At 45.4% G+C, this 16,793-nt stretch carries 14 protein-coding genes; 6 read left to right on the top strand and 8 right to left on the bottom strand.

All coding sequences use genetic code 11. The annotated features are described in order from the left end of the window. Nucleotides 1-377: 377 nt before the first annotated feature. Entirely contained in the window at nt 378-680 is a 303-nt protein-coding gene (locus HUB64_RS07790; RefSeq protein ID WP_105250177.1) for a DUF3622 domain-containing protein, read from the bottom strand. A 370-nt stretch (nt 681-1,050) separates the two neighbouring features. Here HUB64_RS07790 and HUB64_RS07785 point away from each other — a divergent pair, with 370 nt between their 5' ends. Continuing rightward, nucleotides 1,051-2,328 (top strand): glycerophosphodiester phosphodiesterase family protein, encoded by a 1,278-nt coding sequence (locus tag HUB64_RS07785; protein WP_173496745.1) that lies wholly within the window; start codon nt 1,051-1,053, stop codon nt 2,326-2,328. An 89-nt stretch (nt 2,329-2,417) separates the two neighbouring features. Here HUB64_RS07785 and HUB64_RS07780 read toward each other — a convergent pair whose 3' ends face one another. Further along, on the bottom strand, nt 2,418-2,984 hold the full coding sequence (locus HUB64_RS07780) for a phosphoribosyltransferase (RefSeq protein ID WP_028759331.1): 567 nt from the start codon (nt 2,982-2,984) through the stop codon (nt 2,418-2,420). 284 nt (nt 2,985-3,268) lie between these two features. Beyond that, a complete protein-coding gene (locus tag HUB64_RS07775; protein ID WP_173496744.1) occupies nt 3,269-5,035 on the bottom strand; it encodes an alkaline phosphatase in 1,767 nt (588 codons plus the stop codon). 255 nt (nt 5,036-5,290) lie between these two features. On the opposite strand from HUB64_RS07775, the gene HUB64_RS07770 reads away from it, so the two are divergent. Together HUB64_RS07770 and HUB64_RS07765 are read left to right on the top strand one after the other, a co-directional pair. Further along, nucleotides 5,291-5,716 (top strand): HPP family protein, encoded by a 426-nt coding sequence (locus tag HUB64_RS07770; RefSeq protein WP_173242855.1) that lies wholly within the window; start codon nt 5,291-5,293, stop codon nt 5,714-5,716. Between the two features lie 99 nt (nt 5,717-5,815). Further along, a complete protein-coding gene (locus HUB64_RS07765; protein ID WP_173496743.1) occupies nt 5,816-6,421 on the top strand; it encodes a DUF4274 domain-containing protein in 606 nt (201 codons plus the stop codon). 27 nt (nt 6,422-6,448) lie between these two features. Here the strand turns inward: HUB64_RS07765 and HUB64_RS07760 are convergent, their stop codons facing one another. Further along, nucleotides 6,449-7,810 carry an MATE family efflux transporter gene (locus tag HUB64_RS07760; RefSeq protein WP_173496742.1) on the bottom strand — a complete coding sequence of 454 codons (1,362 nt, stop codon included), beginning with the start codon at nt 7,808-7,810 and terminating at the stop codon, nt 6,449-6,451. Nucleotides 7,811-8,222: 412 nt separating this feature from the next. On the opposite strand from HUB64_RS07760, the gene HUB64_RS07755 reads away from it, so the two are divergent. Next, nucleotides 8,223-9,140, top strand: coding sequence for an alpha/beta hydrolase (locus HUB64_RS07755; RefSeq protein ID WP_168824707.1), 918 nt, complete (start codon nt 8,223-8,225; stop codon nt 9,138-9,140). Between the two features lie 83 nt (nt 9,141-9,223). Here the strand turns inward: HUB64_RS07755 and lgt are convergent, their stop codons facing one another. Together lgt and HUB64_RS07745 are read right to left on the bottom strand one after the other, a co-directional pair. Continuing rightward, nucleotides 9,224-10,003, bottom strand: coding sequence for a prolipoprotein diacylglyceryl transferase (gene lgt / locus HUB64_RS07750; RefSeq protein WP_105250184.1), 780 nt, complete (start codon nt 10,001-10,003; stop codon nt 9,224-9,226). Nucleotides 10,004-10,219: 216 nt separating this feature from the next. Continuing rightward, on the bottom strand, nt 10,220-10,690 hold the full coding sequence (locus HUB64_RS07745; protein WP_173242850.1) for a cupin domain-containing protein: 471 nt from the start codon (nt 10,688-10,690) through the stop codon (nt 10,220-10,222). 398 nt (nt 10,691-11,088) lie between these two features. On the opposite strand from HUB64_RS07745, the gene HUB64_RS07740 reads away from it, so the two are divergent. Continuing rightward, nucleotides 11,089-11,997: a GGDEF domain-containing protein gene (locus HUB64_RS07740; protein ID WP_173496741.1), complete on the top strand. Its 909-nt coding sequence runs from the start codon at nt 11,089-11,091 to the stop codon at nt 11,995-11,997. Nucleotides 11,998-12,157: 160 nt separating this feature from the next. Here HUB64_RS07740 and HUB64_RS07735 read toward each other — a convergent pair whose 3' ends face one another. Beyond that, nucleotides 12,158-14,347 (bottom strand): OsmC domain/YcaO domain-containing protein, encoded by a 2,190-nt coding sequence (locus HUB64_RS07735; RefSeq protein WP_173496740.1) that lies wholly within the window; start codon nt 14,345-14,347, stop codon nt 12,158-12,160. Between the two features lie 258 nt (nt 14,348-14,605). Next, nucleotides 14,606-14,836: a hypothetical protein gene (locus tag HUB64_RS07730; RefSeq protein ID WP_113939077.1), complete on the bottom strand. Its 231-nt coding sequence runs from the start codon at nt 14,834-14,836 to the stop codon at nt 14,606-14,608. 285 nt (nt 14,837-15,121) lie between these two features. On the opposite strand from HUB64_RS07730, the gene HUB64_RS07725 reads away from it, so the two are divergent. Continuing rightward, a complete protein-coding gene (locus HUB64_RS07725; RefSeq protein WP_173496739.1) occupies nt 15,122-16,786 on the top strand; it encodes a methyl-accepting chemotaxis protein in 1,665 nt (554 codons plus the stop codon). The last annotated feature ends 7 nt before the right edge of the window (nt 16,787-16,793 follow it).

Below are 16,793 nucleotides of genomic sequence, written 5' to 3'. Positions count from 1 at the left end.
AGTTCCCTTACCTTGATAAAGTTAAACGTGCGTTCGAATTCCTTACATATGAGCACAGAGCAGCATCTAAGTAAATCAAATGATAATAGTTATCGTTAATTATTAATGGTATAGGGTACGTAATCCCGGCTAAATGCGATAAAAACAAGCTAATGACAGCATCAACAGATCAGTCCAGCCGAACAGAGTGTATGAAGATAAACGAGGAAATAGGATGAAATGAATTGATATGCACAGTTTCGCGAGCGACAAAAACACAAAAGGCAGATCTTAAGATCTGCCTTTTGCTGTTCATCGCCAAAGTGACGTTTCAGAACCCGTTATGCGCGCCCTAACAGTCACACTGGCTTGATAAGACAAGGTTAAACGAATGAGTGTTACTCTTCGTCGAAATCATCTTCATCAAGATCTTCGGCATCAGTTGCCGCTTCAGCCGCTAATGCAGCGGCTAATTTTGCTTTAGCTTGTTTCTCTGAGCGACGTTTATTGCGCTCAGTTAACGTGCCTAAAAACACTTGTAATTCAGTTAAGCCCCAAGCTTGCGCTTCGGCTTCAGTCGCAAAGCCATCGTGGCTCTTAGACACAACTGTTTTAGTTGATGTCATGCGACGAGTGATTTCAGTTTTCCAACCGTTGTCGCCCTGTGTCACGCGAAAATCGTATTTTTTGCCCTTGCTCATTCTGCTCTATTTCCTAAATGATGCTTGTCACGTTTGTCTTATCAAGCGAACCAAACGCTCATCATAAAACAAAAGGAGCGCAGTGTACTTGATTTCGGCCCAGAAAGATCGCCCAGATGAAAATATTCATGCCAGTTTCATCGACTCGCTCAGTGGAGTCAATGCTCACATCTAAAGCAACACTGTGCATATATCCCGACCGTCCTCTGTCTAAGGCAGTTTATCGCAAGCTAGCGTGCCTTAGATAATAGTCGTGCAAACGGTATATATTCTTGTTTATGTCATACAAATAGGCTTTTTCAGTCACATTAACACTTTAGAGTTTCTGATTAATATTAATAACTTACATCATTACTCATAGGTAAATCTGATGAAACTACGCCCTATTTCGTCGCTCTCACTCGGCCTGTTAATTGCCACGAGCGCTTTATTAGCCGGTTGCAATAATGACGATGATAACGCCGCAGTCACGCCACCCACCAGCAAACCCGTTCCAGCTCAAGTGGGAGAAAGACCCTTATTCCTCGTACGTCAGATGCAAGACAGCACACTTAAAACCCGCTTAGAACAATGCACCACTGACAATTTTTATCGCAGCGAATTTTCCATAGGTCACCGTGGCGCGCCAATGAAATTCCCTGAGCATACAAAGGAATCCTACCAAGCGGCTATCGATTCGGGCGCAGGCATAGTCGAATGTGATGTCACATTCACCGCCGATAAAGCTTTAGTTTGCCGCCACTCACAGTGCGATCTTGCTAGCACGACCAACATTTTAGCCATACCCGAACTTGCCAATAAATGTTCGAGCCCATTCACTCCTGCTGATGCCGCCAATGGCGTCAGCGCATCGGCAACCTGTTGCACTAGCGATATCACCCTCGCCGAATTTAAAACTCTCAAGGGTAAGATGGAAGGCAACAATCCGAAAGCGACCACTGCGGCCGAATTCATCAATGGTACCCCAAGCTGGCGCACCGATCTTTATGCTGGCAATGGCACCTTGATGACCCACGCTGAAAGTATTGAAATGTTTAAAAAAGCCGGTGTGAAGATGACGCCTGAGCTAAAAGCCGCCAGCGTATCTATGCCCTTCGATGGTTTTACTCAGCAGGATTACGCGCAAAAAATGTTGGATGAATACACGGCGGCGGGCGTCGATGTTTCGCAAGTATTCCCCCAGTCATTTATTTTGGATGACATCAAATATTGGGTCGCCAACGCACCTGAATTTGCGAAGCAAGCTGTGTTTCTCGATGACAGATACGATTATAACAGCGCCTTTGATCCGCAGAACTCTGCCACTTGGTCGCCATCAATGGCGGATTTAAAGACCCAAGGCGTCGAAATTATTGCGCCGCCACTCTGGGTATTAGTCGCCTTAGATGCGGACAAAAAGATCATTCCTTCGGAATACGCTAAGGCCGCCAAAGGCGCAGGGCTTAAGATCATCACTTGGTCGCTGGAGCGATCTGGTTTATTAAAAAATGGCGGCGGCTTTTACTATCAAAGCATTACCGAAGCGATAGATAACGAAGGCGATACCTTTGAATTACTTGATGTACTGGCGAAAGATGTTGGCGTGATTGGAGTGTTCTCCGACTGGCCCGCCACAGTGACTTACTATGCTAACTGTATGGATTTATAAGTTTTAAAACAGAAAAAAAAATGCGTTAACGATTCATCGTTAACGCGTTTTTTTATTGCGAAAATAGTCTTTGTCTCGCCGCGAGCAAGCTATTTAAACAGGTGCTGAATATTCTTTAAATCGCCCTTACCTTCGGCAATTTCTTCAGGCGTTAAACCTGTGACTTCATGCGGGAAAACTAACCAGTCTTCAGAGGCATGAATGTAATAGTCGGGTTTTAAAGGCACTGCGGTATTTTTTGGCTTGTAATAAGGGCAAGCGATACGGATATCGGTTGGCATATTTAGGCGCATCAGTTGGCTGAGTTTTTCTTTTAATGCATGAATACTACGGCCAGAGTCAAACACGTCATCCACAATCAACAAACCGTCACTCGCGTTCGCATTTTCAACGATGTAATGCAGGCCATGAACTTTGATTTCTTTGCTTTGTTTGTCAGTGCCAATCCCATAATAAGAAGAGGTACGCACGGCAATGTGATCGGTTTCAACTTGTTTAAAATCGAAAAACTCCTGTACCGCGATCCCGATTGGAGCACCGCCACGCCAAATACCCACGATAAATTGCGGACGAAAGCCACTCTCATACACTTGCGAAGCTAATAAAAATGAATCTTCCAGCAATTGCTGCGCGGTAACAAAATACTTTTCTGACATGACACAGTCCCCATCACATTGATTTTATTCTTAGGTCGTTAAAGCTTATGACCCCTGTAAGGTCTGTTCGGCGGGTAAAGGTTCCCAAAACACTAGAACAGCTTTGCCTTAGCAAGTGTAGGCAGCCGCCGAATTTTGGGAGCGAATTTTATACCAAAAAAATGCGATGTGCTGCAGTAATAGTAAGAACTTGCGTGACAACAGACATTTATTTTGTCTTTTAAAGCCAAAAGCAACAAAAAGGCCACCCTAAGGTGGCCGATAAACAAGCGAACAATACCGCATTAAACGATAGGCGTAATCACATGCTCGCCTACTTTTGTCTTAGTGCTATAACCACGGGCCGTTGCGACTTGGAAATCCTTCGACAAAATGGTATCCACATAATGCCAGTCGCTGCGCACCTCATCAGCGGTAAAGGTGAGCGTCATAAAGCCTCGGTCTTTTAAGTTAGCGTACTTAAGATCTGGCACTAACTCGACGATTGCCGCCTCGGTCGCGGGGATCTGTTCCGCTGGCAGATTCAAGTAATATTCAAGGCCTGGCGATGATACTGAGCTAGTCGCAAACTCCACCCCAACGGTATCGCCATTCACGTCTTTAAGCTCGTTAGCCCATGCATTATGGGTGTCACCCGCGATCACAACTAGATTGAGATTTTTCGATTTAGCCGTACCTAAAATCACTTCACGCTCATAGGCATAACCATCCCAAGCATCTAAGTTGTACGGGATTGCAGGTAATTGCAGCAGCCCGATAACTTCTGGCGTGAGTAAGGCTTGATTGGCTTGAAGATATTGCAGCTCTTGGGCGGTCAGCGTGGGATCATTTGCCGCCGCACGGGCCGCTAACTTAGCTAACGCACCTAACATGGCAAATTGGGGAATGCTCATCTGCTGAGTGGCAATCGCCGCCGGCAATGACATCTTACCCATTAATACCTGCTGTCCCAGTACCTGCCACTTGCCTGTCGACTGTAGCAATGTGCCCTGCAGCCATAATAATTGCGTCAGCCCCAGCATAGTGCGAGTGGTCGAAGTGACATCGGCAAGGAAACGCTCTCCAGCAAACGAGCCCGTGGTAGGATCCATATAATCGGCATAATCGAGCTGTTTATCACGGGCTAATACGCGAGTATCCAGCATATGCAGATCGACGAGATTGCCGTAACTGAAGCTGCGGTAAATCTCTTCATGATTCCCTTCACGCCATGGGCGAATCGGCAACCACTCGAAATAAGCTTGTAGTGCCGCTTCTTTACGAACGGCAAAATCCCCTTCGCCTTCGTTGTGATTCTCGGCACTATCACGCCAAGTATCATTGGCCACTTCATGATCATCCCACACTGTAATAAAAGGCACTTTCGCGTGTAACTTTTGCAGACTCGCATCGGTATGGTACTGACCATGGCGAGTGCGGTAATCGCTCAACGTTAGCAACTCATTGGCGGGTAACACTTCACGGCCCAATTCGGCAGCATGCTCACTGGCATAACCACCGCGGGCATATTCATAGATGTAATCGCCTAAATGCACCACAGCATCTAAATCATCCTGCGCCGCCGCTAACTCATAGACGTTAAAATAACCGGCAGGAAAGTTAGCACAGGACATCACGGCTAATTTGACTGAGCTTACGTCACCCTCAGGCAGAGTGCGGGTTTTACCCACAACAGAGGTTTTATCACCCGTCATAAAACGATAAAAGTAGGTTTGCCCAGCACGTAAACCACGGGCATCAATCTTAACCGTGTAGTCACGGCTCGCATTAGTGACAGTCTCACCTGTGGTCACTAATTGACTAAAGGCCGCATCGCTTGCCACTTGCCAACTCACTTTTACATCGCCCTCAGACTCAGGCGTGACACGAGTCCAGAGGATCACAGCATCGACGGCCGGATCGCCACTGGCAATCCCATGTAAAAATTGCGCGGGTACAGAATGTTCATCATTACTATCACTACAGCCCATCAAGCCGTAAGAGATCACAGCAACACCAACACCTTTGGCCGACATAGCCAAAAAATCACGACGAGTTACGGTACGATTCATTATTATTATTCCTTGTTAGATAAGGCTTCACTGGTATGAGGTCTAATAAGACCACGATTGTGAGATATCACTGTTACATATTTGTGACATCTTTGTCAGCCTTTTATGATATCTATCAATTCAAACACTTATACTGGATAGCGTACTTTATTTGTGCAGGACTGGCGTAGGTTACAGAGAAGCTGCTAACATCGGTGCAGGCTAACGCAGCGTGTTAAATGCACGCCTAAGAATGGCAAGAAAAGGAATTTAACAATGAAAGTCAGCGATATTATGAGTGATCAAGTCATCTGCATCAGCGATGGCGCCAGTTTGAAAGATGCCCACCATCTGATGCAAACCCGTGGCGTACGCCACTTACCCGTGATTTCTGAAATTGATGGCACCCTCGTTGGCGTACTCACCCATAAAAAGATGATCGCCAGCGTGATGACTATGTTGAACAAGTACGGCCAAGGCGCGCTCGAGCGCAAGGAACGATACACGCCGATCACAACTGTGATGGATAAAGACTATCAGCATCTCACCGCCGACGAGCCCTTAACTGTGGTGGTTGAATATTTTATCGAGAACAAACTTGGTTGCCTGCCCGTCGTCGATGCCGATAAAAAAGTGCTCGGTATCGTCACTTCATCGGACTTTATTAAGCTGTGCCGTACCCTGCTGCAACAGCAAGCGTAACGTTTTACGCTCCTTTTCTTCTATGTCAGCCTTTTACTACGTAAAGGCTGGCGTTGTATTTTTTATAAACTGTATTTTCTATAAAAAGAAAGGATTCCCTTGGCTAAATTACTCTCCCAGGAACAATTTATTCGCGCCTATGAATGCGCAGAATTAGGCTGTATTGCCAATCAACAACAACTCGCCAAATTACTCGCCGATCCCGATTACGACTTTTTACATCAAGACAGTACCTACTTTGGCAAAGCGGCGACACAAATCACCTGTATCAGTGACTTACAAAGTATGGAGGAATTGCATTTTGTCGCGGCCAACTTGAATTGGGATAACGATGATCCCGACATGGTCAGGGCGATTATCGAACATCCACTCTGCGACGCAGGTACCGCCTTATTACTCTACTGGTACGGACAAGGCTTTTATTACTCCACGCCGGAGACGCTCGACACGCCTTTTGGACAGCTATTCAAAACCATAACCGATAGATTTGTTGCGCGCGGCTATGCCAGTTATAAAATCCATTTTGACCCGATTAAAGAATGTTTTATGCCCTCATTAGAAGACGTTCTTACTAGAGGATGCCAAATTCCAGGGGCTATTTTTGCCCCCTACAGCACTATGGAAATCGAAACCTATGAAGGGCATCCAAGGTATCTACAATTTAAAAATGAACTACTGAAATCGGGCAAATGGGGCAACCAATAAGTGCTGACCTTTTGTTATCAGCGCGGTTTAAGCTAGGGTTACTAGCGGAATACGCGTAAAACGCTGCCAGCGACCCGAGCGCCAACGCTGCACCATAATCAATCCACGCACCCACTCATCTGCCGCAACGGCCAGCCAAGCAGCCAACACGCCATAACCTAAATGCAAGCCAAAGAACCAAGCAAAAAATACCCCAATACCCCACATGCTAAAAAGACCAATCCGCACAGGGAACGCCACATCACCGGCGCCCTTGAGCGCCGAGATAATCACCAGATTAAACACTCGCCCAGTTTCAAGGGCGATAGAACCTGCGAGCAATAACGCTGTTAGTTGGATAACGTCTTCGTTTTCACTCAACCAGCCGACAATAACGAATCGCTGCCAGTAGAAGACTAATACTATGGTCAGTGAAGCGACAAAGCCCACCAAACAGTAACGCTGCACCCGAGTAGTGATTTCATCGAACCATTGTTTACCTACATAGTATCCGGTCTGAATTTGCGTCGCTTGCCCGAGTGCTACCGCAAAACAATAGATAAAACGGCTAATATTCAAGCCATAGGTGTAGGCCGTGAGCGATAAAGTGCCCATCTGGCTGATAAAGTAGATGATGGTCATCTGAGCCACATTGTAAGACAGCATCTCGCCAGCATTGAGCAGGCCAATACGCATCACACTCCAATAAGTGCTGCGCGGTAAAAGCTTAAGTCGTTGCAGTGGCAGCGGAATTTGCTTATGCCGGATCACCATCAGCATGATACACGCACCGATGATCTGGCTGGTCACTGTCGATATCGCCACCCCTGTTACCCCATAAACAGGTAAACCAAAAGGTGAATACAGGGCAATATAATTACCGATCACGTTCATTAAGCCAGTGCTCGAGGTGACTAACATGGCCGAGCGGGTAAAACCGTAACTACGCAAAATAGCGGCGAAGGCAATGTTCATCACTAGCCCTATGCTCAAGCTGCCGCAAATCACTAAATAGTCATATCCAAAACCAGCCACATCGTGCTCAAGCGCAAATAAGCCGATAATACCCTTAGCACCAAAGAACATAGATGCGCCCATGACCATGGCTAATACCAAACTCAATACGACACTCGCCACCCCGATATCGGCAGCCTGCTGCGGTTGGCCGGCCCCATTGCTTTGGCTAATCAAAATACTTGCGCCCGTACTCACCATCATGGACATGACCATCATGAAGAACATCAGTTGAGTCGTGAGTCCCACCGCGGCAACCGCATTATCGGAATAATGGCTCAGCATAAAGATATCGCTGATCCCAAGCAGAGATTGCAGCAAGGTCTCGATAAAAATCGGCCACGTCAGGGCAACTATGCCCATGCGCTGTTGCAATGTTTTGGGTGCTTTGGCCACGAAAGATTCCTGCAAATAGAGAACGAATAACGAGTGTGATCGCTGGCTCAATGTGTCGCTCAAACAGCATCTTGGCAACCTATATTTTAGCCAAGAGACTGAAACCCACTTTCACAAATAGACATCAAAGTGCTATCGAACGCACAATCAGGCGGACATTTAAGCGCATTAAGCCTGACAGTCAATTAAGTTGGTAATTTTCTTACAAGACACCCTACAACTCAATCTGTAATAGTGAAAAAGATGCCGACTGCAACCGTATTCATTACTAAGTTAATACCAAAGTTAATTTCCGCAATCATGATAGAGCTCATGGCTGAGTGTGAATCTAGGCTACCAATTCAATTAAGCTGCCGATAAACTCAGCCCATTGCAGAACAGCCGAGCGCACTAAAAATTGAGGGAGTATTAAATGAGCCAACTCTATTTAGAAGAGGGAATTAAACAATTGGTTAGCGAGTTTATCGCGGCGGGCTGCCCATCGGTGCGAGAGCAAAGTATTGAGCAACGTAGACAAGGTTATATTGCCAGCACTGTACTCGCGGGTGAGCCTGAAGAGGTGTTCGAGGTTAGATCTATTTCCATCGATGGCGCAGAATTAACTCTGTTCAAACCCTCGGCGGCAAACAATTTACCTATCGTCATTTACTACCATGGTGGCTGTTTTGTCAGTGGCGGCGTTGAAACCCATAATCAACAACTGCGAAAACTCGCCAATGATTCTGGCGCACTGGTGATCGCCGTTCGCTATCGCCTCGCCCCAGAACATGTTTATCCCGCTGCCCACGACGATGCCTGCCATGCCGCAGAAGTCATCTATCAACATTGTCCCCAATGGGGCGGTGATAACACTAAGATCACCCTAATGGGCGACAGCGCCGGCGGCCATTTAGCCCTAGTCACTTGCCTGCGTTTAAAAGCCAAAGGGCAATGGTTGCCACAGAAACAAGTGCTTATCTATCCTATGCTCGATGCCACCGCGAAGAGCCAAAGCTATAGCGACAATGGCGAGAAATACATCATCACCCGCGACACCTTGCTAACAGGTTTCGATCTGTATTTAGATTGGCACCCCAGAACCGATGCCGAAGCCAGTCCACTACGCCGTGATGACTTAGCAGGCTTACCCGAAACCCATATCATCACCGCCGAATTCGATCCACTCGTCGATGAAGGTGAACAGCTATTTAGGAATCTATTAGAGGCTGGCGTCAATGTCCACTGCCGTCGTTATCTTGGCGTCATCCATGGTTTCTTCCAACTCTCGGGCGTGAGCCGTTCCGCTCGGGATGCCATGGTGCAGGTGACCAATATAGTGAAGACAACCTAACGTCATACTTGATGATTAATTCATTCATAAAAAAGGCTTTCTATCTAGATAGAAAGCCTTTTTTAATCGTTTGATATTCAGATTTAAACGGTTTTCTTTCGATACGCCAAGAACAACAAAACTATACCTACGGCTAAAAACGGTAAGCTCAGAAGTTGTCCCGCACTTAAGAAAGTTTCAGAGTAAGCCGCTTGGCTAACTTTAATCGACTCAATCGCAATTCGCGCACTAAACACCGACACCAGAAACAGGCCGAAAATAGCCCCATGTCTTTGTTTAATCTGCGTGTATTGATACAAAGCATACAGACCAATAAAGATAGCTAAATAAGCGAAAGCCTCATAGAGCTGTGCTGGATGTCTTGGCAACATGTCGACACGGGCAAATATAATGCCCCAAGGTTGAGTCGTAGGATCGCCTAAAATTTCTGAGTTGGCGAAGTTTGCCATACGCACAAAAAAGCCAAAAATGGCGGTGGCGATCGCGAGTCTGTCCAACAAAAACAGAAATGGTAGCTTCACTTTACGTTGGTAATAATACAAGGCCAGAATCGCGCCTAAACCACCACCGTGGCTGGCGAGTCCGCCTTCCCAAATCGCCAAGATCTTAAGCGGATGAGCAAAGTAATAAGTCGGATCGTAGAACATACAATGGGCCAAACGCGCACCCACAATAATGCCAACCACACAATAAATCAGTAAATTATCAAGGGACTCAAGATCGAGATTTTCCTTGATATAAATCCGCTTCATCACCTGAAAACCAGCAGTAATAGCAAGAGCAAACAGGACTCCATACCAATGTATTTTTAGTCCCATAAACGAGATTAATACAGGATCGAGCTCCCACACTAAGTGTTCCAAATTCAATTACTCCATAACACTTGGTACATAGAGGTACGCCAAAAAGCATGTTTTACGTGGTTAAACGCCAATAGACAAGCCTTGTCGCGGGGATATCTTACTATTGAGTCAAATTTAATGACTCAGAGCGACCTTGGTTTTGCCGAATGAGGCAATGTCAACCAAGTTACCATTTAACAAATCAACTAGCTAAATTTAACTGACTTTGGCGCTTCCCTAACGGCTCAGACGTTGGATGATGTCACTATGCTGTGGATATTGGGCTAACAAAGTTTGTTGGCTAAACAGCTCAAAATCATCAAAGGTAAAACCGGGCGATACCATACAGCCCACTAATGAAAAACCATCTTGATTCATGGCTGAACCAAAGATACAGCCCTTAGGGACTAAAAACTGTGGCCGCTCGCCCGCAGCTAAATTAAGCCCTAATTGCGCCGTCGTTAGCACCCCATCAGGATCAATCATGTAAATCGTCAGCGATTGCCCCGCATGGAAATACCACATTTCATCAGCTGTCAGACGATGGAAATGGGAAACCTCTCCCGTACGCAGCAAAAAATAGATACTGCTCCATAATGCCCGAGTCTGATCAAATGCCGTTTCTGAACGATAGGATGAGCGGTAATAACCGCCTTCAACATGCTGCTCTAGCGCTAAATGTTCAATAAAATCATCTGCAGTATGCATTATAAATCCCTGTGTAAAATTAAAACCACAATTAAGGCCCTAGATTCTACTCGAAAATCATCTGTCCACTAAGCACCGCAATGAAGCTTTTTGAACATAAGCACAAACGCTAAAGTTCAAGACATCACGACTGACTCGATACGATTGCAAGGCTTAGGTTTTAAGCCTCAACAGGGATACAACTCTGCGCCATCGAACGCTCTGATGCCTTGGTAAAATCGCGCCGACAAATAAATTGTACGGCATATTGTTATGGTTTGTTGTTACCCACAAAAGCGGCTAAATTGTAATGAGTTCGCAGGATGCATTCGCGGCTAAAGCGCCAAAGAGTAGTTTATCTATGATAACTTGGACACGCGGACTTAAGGTTGGGTGATTTTCCACAGGGATTTTAATCGATGATCAAAATAGAAGAAATGGCTTTAGTCCTTGATGCACTTCCTGATCCTACTTTTGTTCTGTCAAAAAGTGGTAAATACATTGCCGTCTTCGGTGGTAAAGATGACCGTTATTACCACGATGGTAGTGGCCTAATCGGCTTGTATCTTAGCGATGTGTTAAAGACTGATAAACTCAAATACTTTTTACAGGTTATCGAAAGTGCATTAACCAGCCGAAAATTACTGATCGAAGAATATGAATTGAGCAATAAAGATGTCAAAGGCTTACCCGATATAGGCCCTGAACAACCCATTTGGTTTGAGGGACGCATTCAAGCACTAGACTTTCTGGTTGATGATGAGCCTGTGGTGCTTTGGGTCGCCAGTAATATTTCCAAGCGGCATGAGCTTGAACTGCAACTTCGTCAACTAAGCGATACCGATCAACTGACAGGGTTGTATAACCGTCGCCGTTTAGAACGTGATTTAACCTTTCAATTCGATATATTTCAGCGCCACCGTATTCCCACCTCAATCTTGATCCTCGATTTAGACCACTTAAAGTCCATCAATGATCAGTTGGGTCACTATGCTGGCGATCAAATCATCATCGCAGTTGCTGAAACCTGCCGAACTCAATTTAGAAAAACCGATAGCGCGTATCGTTTTGGTGGCGATGAATTTGTGATTGCCCTACCTGGGGTAGAGCATTCGCAAGCGGTTGAATTTGCAGAATACCTCTGCGATTGCTTTTACACTGAGCTGCAAAAATATGCGGTCAATGGCTTGTTTGCCACCGTAAGCATTGGAGTCGCTTCTATCGAACCATTGGATAAGTCATATGAAGAAACGCTTAAGCGGGCCGATGCCGCCTTGTATCAAGCTAAACGTAACGGCAAAAATCGAGTTATATCAAATACAGCCTAAGCGGGCTGAACATTTCAAACCACACATAGCAATAACAAGCGCCCTTAATAAGTGATAGCCACAAGTGCTCATAAGAAGCGCGAATCAAAAGAGCAACAAACAAAAAAGCGAACCAAAAGGTTCGCTTTTAAACACATTAAGCTAATGCCAAATAACAGAATTAATTCAGGTCTTTCGCAGCTTTACGGGCTTGATGCAACTTCTTATAGCTTTCAATCAATCTTAAATGCGGCTCAATACCTTCGAGCTGCATGCTGGTCTTAGTTAAGCCATAAAAACGCACTTTTCCTGTGACTGAGCCAACGACGTTGTCCATCACTTCTTTACCGAACATACGGTTGAAGTTATGGATAAAATCATCAAGTTCTAACTCTTCATCTAAGGTCACTTCCAGCACAGCATTCATGGCTTGGTAGAACAGGCCACGTTTAACGGTATTGTCGTTAAACTGTAGGAACTCACCGACCAGCTCAATCGCGTCTTCATGTGCACCGAGTGCCAAATAAATCAGGATCTTAAGCTCAATAATCGTCAGTTTTCCCCACACGGTATTTTCATCAAATACAATGCCGATTAAGGTGCGAATATCCGTGTAGTTATCGAGTTGGCTTTCTTCTAAACGGTTAACCAAATTAGCCAATTGCTTAGTGCTTAACGAATGTAGATTTAAGATATCTTCACGGTACGCCAGCGCCTTGTTGGTGTTATCCCAAATCAAGTCATCAACTGGATAAATCTCAGAATAATCAGGAACTAAAATACGACACGCCGATGCGCCTAAATCGGTAAACTCGGCGATATACACCTCTTTACCTAACGCTTCTAAGATCCCAAACAGGCCGCAGGCTTCTTCTTCGCTGGTGCCAGAAAAATCCCATTCGCAGAATTCATAATCAAATTTACTGCTAAAGAAGCGCCATGAAATCACTCCTGTTGAATCAATAAAGTGCTCAACAAAGTTTTCAGGCTCGCTGACCGCCATGCTGTTAAAGGTCGGTTTTGGCACATCGTTTAAACCTTCGAAACTACGGCCTTGCAGCAATTCAGTTAGGCTGCGCTCTAACGCCACTTCAAAGCTTGGGTGCGCGCCAAAGGAGGCGAATACTCCGCCAGTTTTCGGGTTCATCAGGGTGACGCACATCACTGGGAACTGGCCGCCGAGTGAGGCATCTTTGACCACAACCGGGAAACCTTGCTCTTCTAAGCCGTTAATGCCCGCGAGGATGCTTGGGTACTTTTCTAGTACAGACATAGGCACATCGGGCAGGACAATTTCTTGCTCAATGATTTGACGTTTTACAGCGCGCTCAAAAATCTCTGATAAGCACTGCACATGGGCTTCTTGCAGGTTATTACCCGCACTCATGCCATTGCTTAAGAATAAGTTTTCAATCAGGTTCGACGGGAAGTAAACCGTTTCACCGTCAGATTTACGGGTGTAAGGAATCGCACAAATACCGCGTTTGATATTGCCCGAGTTAGTATCAATCAAGTGCGAGCCGCACAGCTCGTCGTCTGGGTTATAAATCTCTAAGCAATAGTCATCGAGAATACCCGCTGGCAGCGCATCGTCTTCCTCTAACGCAAACCACTTTTCATTGGGATAATGCACAAATTCGCTATTGGCGATTTCAGTCCCAAAGAATTGATCATTATAGAAAAAGTTATTATTTAACCGCTCAATAAACTCGCCGAGCGCCGAACACAGCGCGCTTTCTTTGGTAGCGCCTTTACCATTGGTGAAACACATTGGCGAAGCCGCGTCACGAATGTGCAGTGACCACACGTTCGGCACGATATTGCGCCATGACGAGATCTCTATCTTCATTCCAAGATCGGCGAGCATGCCCGTCATATTGGCAATAGTCTGCTCCAGTGGCAGATCTTTACCCAGAATAAAGGTGCTCGATGCGCCATTAGGCTGACCCATCAACATGGCATTGGCGTCTGAATCTAGGTTCTCAACGGTTTCAATTTTAAATTCAGGACCCGTTTGCACCACTTTTTTAACGGTACAACGGTCAATCGAGCGCAAAATACCTTCGCGATCTTTCTCTGAAATATCTTCGGGTAACTCAACTTGAATTTGGAAAATCTGGTTGTAGCGATCTTCTGGATCGACAATATTGTTCTGCGACAGTCTAATGTTATCCGTTGGAATATCACGGGCTTTGCAATATACCTTCACGAAATAGGCCGCACACAGGGCTGACGATGCTAAGAAATAGTCAAACGGACTAGGGGCAGAACCATCCCCTTTGTAGCGGATTGGCTGATCGGCGGTCACGGTAAAATCATCAAACTTGGCTTCAAGTCTAAGATTGTCGAGAAAATTAACTTTGATTTCCATTGAATATGATTTCCACTAAATATGCGAGTCTGTAGCAGCCCATCGACCAAGTCGCGTCATTGGTAATGAGTCATTAAGGGTGAATTATCGGTGTTTTTGGCCCATTAGTCTTGGGTTAATTATGTTAAAAACCATAATCAGGGCATTTACGGCTGAGCTTGACGGTTTGAATAGCAGGGTTAAGCGAGTACTTAGATTGAGTCTCAAGAAGGCGAGGAAACCAATGAGTCGCAGAGTAACACTCTGCGCAAAAACACATTATGGATGTTTTTCAGTTTCTCGCTTAACCAACAGAAAGGTTAAATACATCTTAGTCGGTAATGACAAGGCCATGCCAAAGGCGACACACATAGCGCTGATAATAATCCCTTGCACGCCCATCGCCTCAACAGTTTCATTAAAGTTATGTAAGTAGATGCCCAACGCAATAAGACAAATGCCTACAGTAATGCAGATTTTCAGCGTTAGGATCAACTTTTCATTCGTCACAACCCTGCCCTTACTGTTCGCCACTATCTACACCAGGCTGCACCAGCTCTAGCTAATTTTGCATCAATTTTAGCTAATATAGTGAACTCATTGGGCCCATATAGTGTTGATAAAGATCAAAAGAAAGGCCTAGATTCACAGCATAGTTAACGATTTTGGAATAAATCAACAGCGCGCATTTTATCGATTTCCATTACATTTTTGTTAACTTAAACACTTAAGAATGCGGGAAATTAGCTATACTGCCCTGCAATAAAAGAGATGTTCATCATGGAGTCGTCAAGCATGTCTAATTTCAGCCTACGTAATAAATTACTGCTGTTGTCGTTATTCCCTTTAATTTTTACTTTGTTCGTACTCATGACAGTTTCTTACTATGTCGAAAAAGACGCCCTTGCAGATGAAGTGACGACCTTTAGAACTAAGCTCATCGGTGAACGTAAAACACAAATAAAAGAAGCCACCGAAATTGCCGCAGGAATAGTGCAGTATCAGTTGTCTTTAAAAGAAAATGGCAATGTAAACCAAGCGCTACGTGATATCCGTTTTGGCAGTTCTGGTTACTTCTTTATTTACGACTCCCAAGGTAAAAACCTGTTCCATGCCGTCATGCCCAACCTCGAAGGGCAAAATAAAATTGATATGACAGATCCCCGCGGCACTAAAATCATTGTCGGTTTACTCGATGCCGCTAAAAAAGGGGACGGTAACTTCTCGTTCTACTTTCAAAAACCCAATACCAATGAGCAAATTGAAAAAATCGGTTACTCCATGATGATCCCTGGCACTGACTGGATGCTAGGCACGGGAGTCTATATCGATGATATCGACACTGTCGTTGAGGATTATCGTGCGACAGTCACTGAGCAGATGATCGAAAAATCCTATGCCATTCTGTTAATTGCGCTGTTACTCGCCGCGATTACTACCGTTGTTATTCTGATCACCGCCCAACGTATGGTCGCACCAATTAAAAATATGGCGAATAACTTAAACGATATAGCTAAAGGCGAAGGCGATTTAACCAAACGTCTTATTGTTAAAGGTGAAGATGAAATTGCACAACTAGGTCAATCCTTTAACCTGTTTGTCGATAAACTCCAAACCATCATAGGCGATGTGGCAAACGCGACGGCTAAAGTTAAAACCGCCGCCAACGCGATTCACGATCAAACCAAAGTCATGTCGAGCCAACTCATCAGTCATAACAATGAAACTGATCAAGTGGTTACCGCCATCACTGAAATGTCAGCCACCGCCAGCGAAGTAGCGCAAAATACCACGCAAGTGGCTGAAGCGACTCACGCTGCCACTGGCGATGTAGCCAATGCTCAGCGCTGCGTCGATGCTTCTTTAGAAGAAATTTCGGCACTCATGGCGCAAATCAACAATGCGGCGGGCAGTATTCAATCCTTGAGCGAACAGTCTAAAAAAATCAACAACGTGCTGTCAGTGATTGGCGGTATTGCTGAGCAAACTAACCTATTAGCATTAAATGCCGCCATCGAAGCGGCCCGCGCCGGAGAACAGGGCCGAGGCTTTGCCGTGGTGGCCGATGAAGTGCGTAACTTAGCGAGCCGAACGCAATCAAGCACTTTGGAAATCAATGAGATGCTATCTGAACTGCACAAGCTTGTCGCACTGGCAGTAAAAACGATGGAAGAAAGTCAGCAAAGCTGCGTGCGCTCGGTAGACTCTTCCCGTGCAATTTCTGAAAGCCTAGGCTCAGTGACATCGGCGGTCACGGCAATTAACGACATGAGCACCCAAATTGCGACGGCGGCCACGGAACAAAGCTCTGTGACCGAAGAAATCAACCGTAATGTGTTCGCCATCCAAGAGATTGTGAATGAGTTACTCCATTCCAGCGAAGATGCTGCCAGAGTCAGCCAAACCGTGTCGCAGGAAGGAATTAACTTAGGTAAGCTCGTCGGTCAGTTTAAGATTTAAAATATTT

Source organism: Shewanella sp. ISTPL2 (assembly GCF_013283205.1).
GTDB lineage: Bacteria > Pseudomonadota > Gammaproteobacteria > Enterobacterales > Shewanellaceae > Shewanella > Shewanella oncorhynchi.
Note: the sequence above shows the minus strand (reverse complement) of the source record. Positions and strands in the feature narration are given on the sequence as shown.

What these genes read in the sequence shown, in the direction of transcription:
- HUB64_RS07740 (WP_173496741.1), top strand. Translation starts at nt 11,089, where the DNA reads ATGATCAAAATAGAAGAAATGGCTTTAGTCCTTGATGCACTTCCTGAT.
- HUB64_RS07785 (WP_173496745.1), top strand. Translation starts at nt 1,051, where the DNA reads ATGAAACTACGCCCTATTTCGTCGCTCTCACTCGGCCTGTTAATTGCC.
- HUB64_RS07725 (WP_173496739.1), top strand. Translation starts at nt 15,122, where the DNA reads ATGTCTAATTTCAGCCTACGTAATAAATTACTGCTGTTGTCGTTATTC.
- HUB64_RS07770 (WP_173242855.1), top strand. Translation starts at nt 5,291, where the DNA reads ATGAAAGTCAGCGATATTATGAGTGATCAAGTCATCTGCATCAGCGAT.
- HUB64_RS07745 (WP_173242850.1), bottom strand. Translation starts at nt 10,690, where the DNA reads ATGCATACTGCAGATGATTTTATTGAACATTTAGCGCTAGAGCAGCAT.
- HUB64_RS07775 (WP_173496744.1), bottom strand. Translation starts at nt 5,035, where the DNA reads ATGAATCGTACCGTAACTCGTCGTGATTTTTTGGCTATGTCGGCCAAA.
- HUB64_RS07780 (WP_028759331.1), bottom strand. Translation starts at nt 2,984, where the DNA reads ATGTCAGAAAAGTATTTTGTTACCGCGCAGCAATTGCTGGAAGATTCA.
- HUB64_RS07790 (WP_105250177.1), bottom strand. Translation starts at nt 680, where the DNA reads ATGAGCAAGGGCAAAAAATACGATTTTCGCGTGACACAGGGCGACAAC.
- HUB64_RS07735 (WP_173496740.1), bottom strand. Translation starts at nt 14,347, where the DNA reads ATGGAAATCAAAGTTAATTTTCTCGACAATCTTAGACTTGAAGCCAAG.
- HUB64_RS07755 (WP_168824707.1), top strand. Translation starts at nt 8,223, where the DNA reads ATGAGCCAACTCTATTTAGAAGAGGGAATTAAACAATTGGTTAGCGAG.